At 57.8% G+C, this 11743-nt stretch carries 8 protein-coding genes and 1 pseudogene; 4 read left to right on the plus strand and 5 right to left on the minus strand.

The window, feature by feature from the left end; all coding sequences use genetic code 11:
* A pseudogene (locus tag RSSM_RS17955) lies at positions 1-1025 on the minus strand (hypothetical protein); the annotation flags it as partial.
* A gap of 197 nt (positions 1026-1222) precedes the next feature.
* On the opposite strand from RSSM_RS17955, the gene RSSM_RS17960 reads away from it, so the two are divergent.
* Positions 1223-1897: a hypothetical protein gene (locus RSSM_RS17960; protein WP_008681775.1), complete on the plus strand. Its 675-nt coding sequence runs from the start codon at positions 1223-1225 to the stop codon at positions 1895-1897.
* 14 nt (positions 1898-1911) lie between these two features.
* Here the strand turns inward: RSSM_RS17960 and RSSM_RS17965 are convergent, their stop codons facing one another.
* Positions 1912-3354, minus strand: coding sequence for a 3-keto-disaccharide hydrolase (locus tag RSSM_RS17965; RefSeq protein ID WP_008681781.1), 1443 nt, complete (start codon positions 3352-3354; stop codon positions 1912-1914).
* Between the two features lie 66 nt (positions 3355-3420).
* On the opposite strand from RSSM_RS17965, the gene uvrA reads away from it, so the two are divergent.
* On the plus strand, positions 3421-6537 hold the full coding sequence (uvrA, locus tag RSSM_RS17970) for an excinuclease ABC subunit UvrA (RefSeq protein ID WP_008681784.1): 3117 nt from the start codon (positions 3421-3423) through the stop codon (positions 6535-6537).
* 33 nt (positions 6538-6570) lie between these two features.
* Here uvrA and RSSM_RS17975 read toward each other — a convergent pair whose 3' ends face one another.
* Genes RSSM_RS17975 through RSSM_RS17985 form a run of 3 tightly spaced genes read right to left on the minus strand, consistent with a single transcriptional unit; the run spans position 6571 to position 9614 of the window.
* Entirely contained in the window at positions 6571-7215 is a 645-nt protein-coding gene (locus RSSM_RS17975; protein WP_008681786.1) for an amino acid kinase family protein, read from the minus strand.
* The gene (locus tag RSSM_RS17980) at positions 7212-8291 is read right to left on the minus strand and encodes a hydantoinase/oxoprolinase family protein (protein WP_008681788.1); all 1080 of its coding nucleotides are present in this window, start codon (positions 8289-8291) and stop codon (positions 7212-7214) included. Before RSSM_RS17980 ends, RSSM_RS17975 begins: the two co-directional genes overlap by 4 nt.
* 3 nt (positions 8292-8294) lie before the next feature.
* Positions 8295-9614, minus strand: coding sequence for a PQQ-binding-like beta-propeller repeat protein (locus RSSM_RS17985; protein ID WP_008681790.1), 1320 nt, complete (start codon positions 9612-9614; stop codon positions 8295-8297).
* Between the two features lie 198 nt (positions 9615-9812).
* Here RSSM_RS17985 and RSSM_RS17990 point away from each other — a divergent pair, with 198 nt between their 5' ends.
* Both RSSM_RS17990 and RSSM_RS17995 read left to right on the plus strand, forming a co-directional pair.
* Complete coding sequence (locus RSSM_RS17990) at positions 9813-10769, plus strand: DUF6263 family protein (RefSeq protein ID WP_008681792.1); 957 nt, start codon at positions 9813-9815, stop codon at positions 10767-10769.
* A 14-nt stretch (positions 10770-10783) separates the two neighbouring features.
* A partial coding sequence (locus RSSM_RS17995; protein ID WP_144059919.1) for a hypothetical protein occupies positions 10784-11743 on the plus strand: 960 nt, incomplete at its 3' end.

Below are 11743 nucleotides of genomic sequence, written 5' to 3' on the forward strand. Positions count from 1 at the left end.
ACAACGAGATAGGTCATCGCATCCCAGCGATTTTCGAGCGCCATGAACGACTCGGCTCTCAATGCCGGATCGCGGGACGTACGCAGGTCGAGACCGTCAGCTGATGGCAAACGGGTTCCGGGCGGCAACGTCTCATCGCTAGCGGCCTTTCCCTGCGAGACTGCGACACGCAGATCTGCGATTTCGGACGCGAGCTCACCGACACGGCCCGGGATTGATTTCAGTTCGTCGTTGTCGAGGAGCTGCGTCGTTACCGCGGCCATGTTTTGGTGGCCGAACGGAAGGATCGAGAAATCGCCTGCAGTGGAGTATCGAAAGACGCACCACCCCAAAACCGTAACGACCGGAATCGCAACGATCAATGCAGCGTCGCGCAGACGTCGCGGCAATAACGTAGGAATCGCATTGGAGGGGCGAACCAGTGCGGATGCGCCAGCCCACGGAATCAAAAACAGATACGCCGGTCGCAAACCAACCGCGAGGACGATGCACGCACCGAGCATCGCGATCCGGTACGTTGAGAAACTGCGACGCCAACCCGAGAGCACCAAGACACTGCAGAGCACGCCGAGAGACATCGCGGGACAATCCGTTGCGATCGTTGATACGTTGTCCCAGAAAGTGCAGCCCACTGCGACCGTGGCGGCAATCGCTAAACTGATCCGCGGTGTAATTTGCCAGTTGCGAAGTTCGATGAAAAACGCGGCGGACGCGACCGCGTGCAGCAGGATCTGGTTCAACGCGACCAACTGCAACGCCACGGACTGGTTCGGTGATATCCATTGGAACAGACGAAGAACCACCGGGTACACCGGAGTGCGGATCTCTTTCGCGGACGCCGACGCCGGTGAAAAGGAATACTGCAGATAGCTCGCGGTGTCGGGAACCAGATGATAGGTCCAACGTCCACTGACCAAGCATGTCGTGATCAGCAACACCGCGAACGTAACAACGGTGAGGGCAACGCGTGCGGCCGGTTGTTTCGAATCTTGGTCGCTCGGCGCGGATCGTTCGCGAGGATTCATGTCGTGGTAGGTCGGAGGATCGAGAGGCGACCGATCGAATCAAAACTCGGTGCTACGACGGTCAACGCGAGAGGTTCAGAATATAGCCGATTGGCGAGGTCGTAGAAGCATCGTGACGAGTTGGCCTGCGTTCGCCGTTGCGATCTGTTGATCGTGGAAATTTGCTGCTAGCCTGGGGGCTGGTTTAAAAGTTCTTGGTGTATCAATTATTGGAAGTCAACGTGGTCCTCGATCGAAATCCTACTGGTCCGTTTGACGATAGTTCCCTCGGTGAATCAGGGACGCGTGGGAATTCTCCGACGACGTTGGGGCAGTTTGTTCGGTTGGGGCAGTTGCTCTCTTTCGCCCTCGCGTCGGGAATCGTGACGACTTCTGCTGTTTTCCTGTTCCTGATTTTGCAGCGAGAGCCTGACGCCGAGCAGCCGAACTGGATATTCCTCGCGATCGGTGGCGGCGTTTTTGTCGCATCGTTGGTCGTATCGTTTCTGATGCGGTTGATGCTGAAGTCGAACGCGGCCTCGGCGCTGCGTCAAACGCCGGAGGCAGAAGATGTCTGCGGTGGCGGTGCCGCGGCATCTCAGTCCGCACGAGACGCTTGGGAAAATTGGGATGCCGATGAACCGCTGCCACGGCCTCTGATCGGCTTCCTATCCGCAACGCAAACATCGCGGCTGATTGCTCAGGCGGTTTTAGAAGGTGCCGCGATGATTAATTTAGTCTTCACGATGCTCGACGGGAACGTCATCCACTTTGTGTTCGCCGCGTTCTGTTTGGTAGGTGTGATCGCTATAACGCCCACGACGGGAAAGGTTCGAAGCGAGATTCGCTCGGCCTTAACCGTCGGGGGCGTTTCAGGTGAAGATCGGTTCTAGTTGCTGACGCGGATCTATTGATCGTCCGCCATCTGTGGGAACGGGACACCGCCGGTCAATCCGCGGTCGATAACCCAAACGTTGCGATATCGAACCGGATCGGAGTGATCTTGAAGCAATGTCGACAGCAGCGTCGGCGATTCAGGTTGGCCGTGTCCGGTCGGTCCGGGCAATTCCTCGTCGTCTTGGACTTTGACGCCATTGACCCATGATGTCACGCGGGCGTTGCGAAGTTTCTTTCCGTCGACTCCGAAACGTGCGGCGGTAAAGTGGATGTCGTATGTTTGCCAAATCAATGGTGGCAACGCCATGTTGAACTTGGGGGCCTTGTGTCGATACAACGCGCCGAGGCCGTTGAACACGTTGGCTTCACCGAACGAGTCCAGCACTTGGCACTCGTATCGGCTTTGCAGGTAGATTCCGCTGTTGCCCCGTTGCTGGCCGGTCATTTTGGGCATGTGTGGGATGCGGAACTCGACGTGCAGGTCGAAGTCACTGAGCAAGAAGTTGATTCGGGCTCCGCGGGCCAGCAAATTCTCAGCGGTCATGCGTCCTTGGGCGAACTGCGATGTGTCGGTTCCGTCGAAGAGAACCATCGCTCCTTCCGGCGGCTTCGCACCGAGTGTTGGGCTTTGTCGTTCGACTCGAGGGAGAGTCGCGAGAGTTTCGCCGGACTCGTTGATGATTTTGCATTGGTCGGGACCGGCGAACATCGCCCAAGGACCGCCGGAAAGAACGAGCGTCGATCCGCTGCGTCGGCCGAGCAAAACCATCGGCTTTTCGTTTACGTAGGATTCCTGCCCGGGCAGTCCGCCTTGGTAGGCACGTGCTTCGAATTGGCCGGTTCCCAGGTTGCGGATTTGGACACCGAGGCGTGAGGCGGATTTTTCGGCGTCGGAATCGTCTTCGTTCTGGTCAGCGGGTGTTGCGAGATCGCCGACATATTCGCCGACCAATGCGAAATCGACCGCAGCGGGGCCCTCGGTCGGCGGATCAACCCAAACACCTTTGGCGATCCACTCCGCGTTTGGGTCAGGTTTGGCCGGTTCGGCGTCCTTCTTCGCATCGGCGGGTTGGCTGGGTTTGGATTCGCTCGAATCCGTTTTGGCCGGTTGGGGTTTCGCTTCGGCGGGTTGCTTCTTGGCTGGTTTGGATTTCGTTTGCTCTTCGCCGGACGCTTGCTTCTTCGTATCTTGAGCGGCCGCTGTATCTTTTTCGCCGGATTCGTTTGCCTTTTGGGCCTGCTTTTCACCTTTTTCGCGTCTTGACCGATCGCCGATTGAACCGGCACACAGCAGAGCGTCATCAGAACGGCGAGCGTGGTGGCAAAGGCGGAAAAATTGGCCGGCATGGGTGGCAAAATTCTGGAGAGAAAACGCTTGTTCATTTCGGTGGGACTGTTGCAAATGCGGGGGAAGCGAGGAAGGGTCGCCGAAGCGAGATACTGAATCGAGCATTGTAGTTAGCGACACGGTAGTTGGCGACGAGATGGTTTTTGTAGCAGAGAGCACTGGGAAACGTTCATGAATGCAGATATTCGCAGCGATGCGGGGAATAACCCGCGCAGGCAGAAAAAGTCGCCCGCAAAGCCTCGCCAAACGAAGGCAAAAAGCGCCACGCGTCGAAAGAAATCGAGCGGGAAATCGACCGATGACGGCGCGACAGACACCAGACCGATCGAGCTGCGTGGGTGTCGCGTTAACAATCTGCAGGGGATCGACGTCGACATTCCCCGCGGGAAGTTGGTCGTGGTTTGTGGACTTTCGGGCAGCGGCAAGACTTCGTTGGCGTTGGACACGCTGTACGCGGAAGGTCAGCGTTGTTATATCGAGAGTTTTTCGGCGTACACCCGGCAGTATCTCGCTCGGTTGGAGAAACCCGACTGCGACTCGATCGACGGGATTCCACCTGCGATCGCGGTCACGCGAGCATCGGCGGTGAAGAACAATCGCAGCACCGTGGCGACCGCGACCGAAATCGCCGAGCACGTGCGGTTGCTCTTCGCAAAGGCGTCCGAACTGACGTGCCATCAGTGCGGAAGAAAGGTCGAGGTGGACAGCCCGCAAAGCATCGCGGCGGAGATGACGGACCCGGTGTCGCAGATCGGGCGGGCGATTGTCGGATTTGAGATTTGGTTGCCGAACCGGGCCGCCGCCAGCGAAATCTTGCTCGGTTTGCAACAGGAAGGTTATGTGCGTTTGATCCTCAAGGGGGAAACGTTCCAGCTCTCCGATGAAGACCGCAGTCCGCTCGCGCGACGAATCGGCAGTCGAGGTGCGACCGCGGTCGTGGTCGTCGACCGGCTGACCGGCGGCAGTGAAACGTCGCGTTGGACCGAGTCATTGGAAACGGCAATGGCGGAAGGAAACGGGCGTGCCGTCGTGGTCTACGATTCGGAACGCCATTCGGATGCCTCGGCGGCGAACAACAAAGGCGATCAACAAGCCTCCGTTCCGCGATCGTTTCCGCTCGACGGACGTGAGATGTTTCAACGCATCGTCAGCGACCGACGTCGATGCGACGAATGCGACATCGACTTTCCGGATCCCGTTCCACGGTTGTTCAATTTCAATCATCCGCTCGGCGCGTGCCCGACGTGCGAAGGTTTCGGCGATGTGCTGCGGGTGGACATGTCTCGCGTTGTGCCGGACCCGTCTGTTTCGCTGCGCGACGGCGCGATCGCTCCATGGAATTCTCCTTCGTATCGTCACGAGCTGGACGAGTTGTTGGACCTTGCCGACGATTACGGAATTCGTGTGGATGTTCCTTTTTCGAAGCTCAAGAAGAGCGAACTGAAGAAGATTCATGCGGGCGTTCCCGAACGTCAATTCGGTGGGCTCGATGGATTCTTCGCGTGGTTGGATCGCAAGAAATACAAGATGCACGTGCGAGTCTTCTCGGCCCGTTACCGTAGCTACACGACCTGTCCGACCTGCGAGGGAAAACGGCTCAAACCGGAGGCCCTTTCGTATCGCGTTAAAGATCGAAACGTAGCCGACGTGCTGGCGATGCGTTGCGATCAGGTGAGCGAGTTTCTCTCGGAATTGAGCGAGCAAGCCGATGAGCCAACAAACGATTCGGCGGCCGAGGTTACGACTCTCGCGGCAGCGAAGCAATCAGTGCACTCGGACGAGCCGTGGACGATGGCGATGGTTGCGGAGGCGAATGAGCGTCGGCAGTATTCGATCGCTAGCGAACCGGTTCGGCAGATTCGAGATCGGCTGCGTTTTCTCGACGCGGTTGGACTCGGGTATCTGCAACTCGACCGGCCTTTGCGAACGTTGTCCGGGGGCGAGACCCAGCGGATTGCGTTGACGTCGGCGCTCGGCAGCAACCTGATCGGCATGCTGTATGTTCTCGACGAGCCTACGGCGGGGCTGCATCCCGATGACGTGACGCGGTTGATTCGAACGATTGTTGAATTGCGGGATCGTGGTAATACGGTCGTGGCGGTCGAACACAACGCGCAGTTGATCGCGGCGGCTGATCATGTAATCGAGATCGGCCCGGAAGCTGGGATCGGCGGAGGGCGTGTGACGTTCGAGGGAACTCCCGACCAACTGCGGCATGCGGATGATTCCGTTACCGGCGAATATCTCACCGACGCCGACGCGGCGGATGGTGAGCCAGCGTTTGAGATTCGATCCAGACAACGAGACCCATCGGACTTCGTCACTCTGCGAGGGGCATCCGGTCACAACCTGAAACAGATTGACGTGGCGTTTCCTCTTGGTGCGTTGTGTGTGGTGACCGGTCGATCCGGCAGCGGCAAGAGTTCGCTGATCCACGATACGTTGTTCGGTGCGGTGAAAGAACGGCTAGCCAAGCGATCCGGCGAGACACCAAACGCCGATGATTTGCAAACGTTGCCGTTTGATTCGATCGAAGGTGTTGAGAAAATCGATGATTGTCTGCTAGTCGATCAGTCTCCGATCAGCCGGAGTCCACGCAGTTGTCCGGTGACCTTCGCCAAGGCGTTTGACGAAATTCGCAAAGCGTTCGCGGATACCGTCGATGCGAAAATTCGAAACTTCAAACCCGGTCACTTCAGTTTCAATTCGGCCGCCGGACAGTGCGTTGCCTGCGAAGGCGCGGGCGTGCAAACGGTTGACATGCAATTTCTCGCGGATGTTTCGATGCGATGTCCCGAATGCCGCGGCCGACGTTACCGTGAAGAGGTTCTGCAGGTGCGGTATCGCGATCGTACGATCGCGGAGGTGTTGGAGATGACAGTTGGAGAGGCGTATCGGTTTTTCCGCACGATGCCGAAGGTTCAATCGCGTTTGAAACGATTGATCGACGTGGGGCTCGAATACATCCACCTGGGGCAACCGGCGACGACACTTTCCAGCGGCGAGGCGCAGCGGTTGAAGCTCGCCGCGTTTCTCGCGGGTACCAAACGCAAGCGGACGTTGTTTCTGATGGACGAGCCGACAACCGGTTTGCACTTCGCCGACGTGGAACGCCTGATCGATTGTTTCAACGCGTTGATCGCCGATGGTCATTCACTGATCGTGATCGAGCACCATCCGATGCTGGTCCAGGCCGCCGATTGGATCGTGGAGATCGGCCCTGGTGCCGCGGACGAGGGCGGCCGCGTGGTGCGGTCGGAACGCGTTGGCTCAAACGCAGCGAGCTAAGTTCCCGGGGCGCCGCGTTGAGCTGCGTTATCGTTATCGGATGCCGTCATTGCCAGGCAGCGGTTCGACGCGAATCGTCATGTTGGTGTTCTCGAACAAAGAGCACGCCTCATCGACGATCCCTTCCTGAATCAATTCGGACAGAGAAGCGTTGGCCGGAACGGCACACGATTTCAACAACACACATTCGTCGGCCTCCACCTGTTGAGCGATCCACAACGCGATCGCATCGGTCGTCGTGTCCCAAGATTCGGGGAGGGTTTTTGGCGAGCCGATTGATGTGTTTCTCTGATAGATCGCGGGAACGTTGCATAGATGCATCGTTGTGGTGAATGCGGCCCCTGGCGTTCCGGTGCCCGCGAGTTGCGATAGCGTTCGCGCCCATGCGGACGGATCGTCGACCGCCTGGAATTCGGGCCAGCGTGGATCGGTGAGGAACGCGTCCCGCAGAGACTCGTAGGAGAATCTCAGCATCTCCACGCAACGCCAATGAACCGTAGCGGGCGTTCCGGGACGAAGCCGGTCCCAGGTGCGAATCGCGTTGATCATCTCGCCGCCACCGGCAATGGCCAAGTTGAACGCAGGCGGTTGTTGTAGCCACCATGCTCGCAGGTCGCCCAGTAAATCACTGCGGAGCAAAAGGCTGCCACCGATTTTAAGAACGCGACGAGTCATCATGAGTGTTCGTTGACCGAGTGGTTCACATGATGCGTGTTCATTTGCTGTTCCATCAGGAAAGCAACCGCCCATGCCGGCGCGACGCGTGATACTTCGGTTGATATGTGTTGCCGCAAGTCAATCACATTCGCATCGGGCGGAATCGTCACCAGGTCTTGGCCGTGTCCACTGAGTACGAGCACCGGCCTGCAATCGCCGCTTTCAGGCAGGCGGTCCCACCATCTGTTGATCGCCTGTGCGATCGGTTGCCGCGCCGCATCGATCACCTGGTTCGACAACTCAATTGCTTCCGCGTCGGAAATTTGGTTGTGATCGAGGCCGATCATGCGAGCAAGGCGAACCTTCGCGGATGGCCAGTCTCGCGGTTGCGAGTTTGCAGTATCGCGGTCATCGGGATCCTCCGGTTGCGTTCGTCGGATGAGTCGAGCGTCGTCGATCGTAGCGAAGAGCTCCTTCATGACCATGATGTCTTCGCCCCGGAACGCGACTCGGTTGAGCAGCGAACAGACCGGCGTGCGACGACACCCCACGTAAACTAACGTTTGATTGGCCAGCCGTTGATGGTCAGTGGCCGCGTCGGTCATGACGCGTCCCTGATGGATCGCAATGATATCCGTGGTGGTGGAACCGATATCGACAAGGAGCCCGTTGGGCGCGATTTGCGAAGCCACAAAACTCGCGAGTGCGTGCCAGTTCGATGCGGCGATGCGTTCCCAGTTTGTGGTGGTATCGCCTGACTCGTAAAACGATCCATCGGTGCCGTAGAACTGAACCGATCGGATCGACATCCGACGAGTGCAGTCGACTACCTGTTGGACAATTTCTCGAACGCCGTCGGCGCGGCTGGGAAAGCAATCGGCCAACTCTCCCGTCATGGTCACGGCGAGCGAATTGATCGAATCGAACCGTTGGATGTCGTCGACGAGTTGATCGGCGAGTCGCTCGTGTTGCATCCACATTGGAAATGATCGTTCAAAACAAACATTGCCTGTGGTCGCATACTTCAAATTCGCGCCCCCAATGTCGACGCCGAGGACCGCACGTGACGTATCGTCGTAGTTTGCGTTTGGGGACACCAACTATTTATTCCATCGGTATGCGGTGAGTCGGTCGAGGCCCCGAACGATCACGAGGTTGTCTTGGACCGCAATGTGTGCCCAACTGTCGTCGGCGACCTTGGCTTTGTCGATGACGGTGTACTTTTCCGGCGTCGCGTCGAGCAACCGGAGCACGCCGTCACTCGCCAACGACAGGATGCGGGCTCCGTCGTGTGCCATGCTCCAGTACTTGCCGACCGGCGGGCTGGTCCACTTGATCGTTCCGTCTGCGATGGAGAGGCAGGCAACGCGTTCGTTCTTCAGATGCAGGTAGATGAAATCATCCACGCGAACCGGTGACGACATGTATCCCTGTGTCTTCTGGCTCCATCGTTCGGTGACACGCCACTGGTCTTGTTCCCGTGAAAAGTCAAAGAGCTGACTGACGCCACTGTGCGCGGCCGTGAAGACTGAATCGCCGATCGCCAGTGGCGTGAGGATGTTCATTCCGCGGAACGCTTCGATGGGTTCGCTCCACAATACCGTTCCGCTGTCCAGCGCGACGCCACACAGTTTCTCGCGGGTTTGAACGAGCAGTTGTTGCACTCCGCAAAGAGTCGCCACCGTGGGGCTGGAGAACGCACCGGTGCTCGACATGTCGCCGCCACCACCGAGAACGGTCCATCGGACTTCGCCGCTCGGCAAGTCAACTTTGGTAAGCCCGCCGCCGAGTTGGACGAACACAGCGTTGTCGTGAATCAGGGGGGAGCACGCCGCACCGAAGGGTTGCAGCGGAGTCTTAAATTTTTCGGGGAAGTCGATATCCCAGCGGACATCTCCGGTCTCGGTATCCAAATGCACGAGCCGGTCTCGCATTCCGAGAACGACCAACGAACCCGGCGCGGATACCGGAGTCGATCGGATCCAATCCCCGTTGGCTGCCGCGAAGAACGGTACCGACAGCGATCCCGGCCACTCCTGCATCCACACTTGGTCGCCCGACGCCAGGTCGTAGGCGGTCACGCGTTCGGTCGTTTTATCGAGCGTTTCGGTGGTGAACACTTTGCCGTCTTGAACGACCGGACCGCTGTAGCTGGGCGAAAGCTTGTGTTCCCAAACTCTCTCGAGCTTTCCTTCGAGTTGCGTTGGCCAAGCGGCCCCTGCCACGCGGCAGTTTCGCTCGCTGCCACGCCATTGATTCCAATCGTCACCAGCGATCGAAATCGAGGCCAACCCGAGCACACAGTTTATCAGCAACACGGAATGCCAGATTGAGGCGTTCCGGTACAAACGCATGGAATGCCGGACAGAGCCAGACGAAGCGTTTTTTGAGGCGAGAACGTAGCGTGATGGAGGTGACATGGCCGTGAACCGTTCCGAGAACCAATAAATTGCGAGGGAGTCGCGTTAAGCTAGCTTCTCCGAACCGCCCCAACCACTCCCTTTGACAGGTCGGGTGGGTAGCGATCGGGCGGAGGGGATCTGACTAGCGGTCGAAGCAGTGTATTTGGTACAGCGAGTGTGAAACTTTCGCATGGCCTTTCAGGAGCTGTTGACACCATGAACTTTCGATCGCACCCGTCGTCTTTCTCGTTCGGAAATACCGCGTTATTGACGCTCGCAGCCTTTGGCTTGCTCGGCGCCGGGGTGGTGCTGGCTGATCGACCCGCAGTTGCCGGAAGCGGCGAGAGTGTCTTGGTCGACGGTGATTCCGAAAAGTATCTTTTGCGTCATCAGCTCGCCCCGAATCAAACGGTCCGCTACAAGGTGACCCACGTTGCCAAGACCAAAACTCGAATGAACGGGACGGAAGAAGTCGCCAATGTTCATACGACGAGTGTGCGGTCGTGGAAGGTGCGGAACGCCGACGAAAATGAAATGACATTCGACCACCAGATTGACTCGGTCGAAATGACGCAGCAAAACGGTGACCAAGCCGAAGTCCGTTGGGATAGCACCAACGACAAAGAACCGCCGAAAGTCTTCAGTGTCGTCGCCGAGCAAATCGGGACGCCTCTGGCAACGGTGACCATTGATGGCAAGGGCGAAGAAATCAAACGCGAGAGCCACGCGGGATCAAAATCGTCTCTCGGCATGGGATCCCTGACGTTGGCGTTGCCTGCCGAGCCGGTCGCGATTGGCGAGAGCTGGAGCGTGCCGTCGGAAATTCAAGCTCGCACTGATGACGGACTAGTCAAAACGATCAAAATTCGTCAGGTCTACACGCTCAAAAAAGTGAAAGCGGGCGTCGCGACGATCTCCGTCAAGAGCCAAACGTTGACCCCAATCGATCAGGAGTCGTTGCGGGCACAAGTTGTCCAGCAACTCAGTAACGGCAGCATTCGATTCGACGTCGACAACGGATACTTGCTCGGCAAAGAATTGGATTGGGATGAAACGGTCGTTGGATTCCAAGGCCCCGGGAGCATGATGGAGTATCGTGCCCGTATGACGGAAGAACTCGTTGATGCGACTGCCGTGAAGTCAGCTGCCAAACCCAATCGCTCGCGACGCTAATAGGACTCGTTTTCATGTTCCGACAAAGGAACTTGGGCGGACAGCGGTTCTTGGTTTCGCTCGTGGCGGTCGGTTTGACGATCTGCGTGATGTTGAACGTCGCGTATTCTCAAACCGCGCCTGTCGTAGATGATTCACACTATCCTGACCTCAGCTTCGCGGATCCTCTGGCCTGCGAATCATGTGATTCACTCGGGTGTGTGGATGGTGAGTGTGGTTGTGATTCGTTGGTCGGTGGCCCGGATTGCTACGCGGCAGCGTGTGATTGTGGCGAGCCATGTTTGTGTGGTCAGGGCATCGGCAGCCGCGAAAACGCTTCCGATTGGCTCCGGCTGGACACACCGCTGACGGACGCGCTGCTCGATTTTCAGAATCGGCAGACGGATAAGGAACTCCTGATTCTCGAGAATCATGCCAGACACCGTGGCAACGAACCCGTCGTGATTGTAGGGGGACAGGCACGTTTGTCTTTCCTGGCGGCGACCACGAACTCGGAAGGCAAATTTCCGTATCTCGGTCGATTCCCGACGGACTTCAGTGGCAGTACCGCGACGGACGCGCGGATGTTGCACGCCAACGCTCACGCGACCGTGCATCTGACTTCGTATGCGAGCGTGTATAGCGAGTTGCTGTTCTCGGACGTTTTCTCGTTCGGTGATTTCAAGCAAGGCAGTCTGCAGGTCCGCCAGGCGTACGCGGTAATCGGTGATTTTCGCGTGTCACCTTTTTATCTCTATATCGGTAAGAAGAACGTCGGCTTTGGCGACTTCAGCACGCTCAGTCCCTTCACCCAAAGTGTAACGTGGCACTACTTCGCCGCGTTGGCAGAAGGCATCGGCGGTGGCTATCACGACGATCGATGGGACATCACATTGGCCGGGATTAACGGTGGTCGCGGGATCCGATTGAACGATTCGCCGGAACAGGGCAAACTCAACAACATGGCCGCCAACGTGACCTACACGCTCGGCGAC

The sequence above is a fragment of the Aporhodopirellula sallentina SM41 genome, from assembly GCF_000346505.1.
In the GTDB taxonomy this organism is placed as follows: domain Bacteria; phylum Planctomycetota; class Planctomycetia; order Pirellulales; family Pirellulaceae; genus Rhodopirellula; species Rhodopirellula sallentina.

Bases quoted from the DNA above. Each gene is read 5' to 3' on its own strand.
- RSSM_RS17985 (WP_008681790.1), bottom strand. From the start codon at position 9,614: ATGTCACCTCCATCACGCTACGTTCTCGCCTCAAAAAACGCTTCGTCT.
- RSSM_RS17990 (WP_008681792.1), top strand. From the start codon at position 9,813: ATGAACTTTCGATCGCACCCGTCGTCTTTCTCGTTCGGAAATACCGCG.
- uvrA (WP_008681784.1), top strand. From the start codon at position 3,421: ATGAATGCAGATATTCGCAGCGATGCGGGGAATAACCCGCGCAGGCAG.
- RSSM_RS17975 (WP_008681786.1), bottom strand. From the start codon at position 7,215: ATGATGACTCGTCGCGTTCTTAAAATCGGTGGCAGCCTTTTGCTCCGC.
- RSSM_RS17965 (WP_008681781.1), bottom strand. From the start codon at position 3,354: ATGCTCGATTCAGTATCTCGCTTCGGCGACCCTTCCTCGCTTCCCCCG.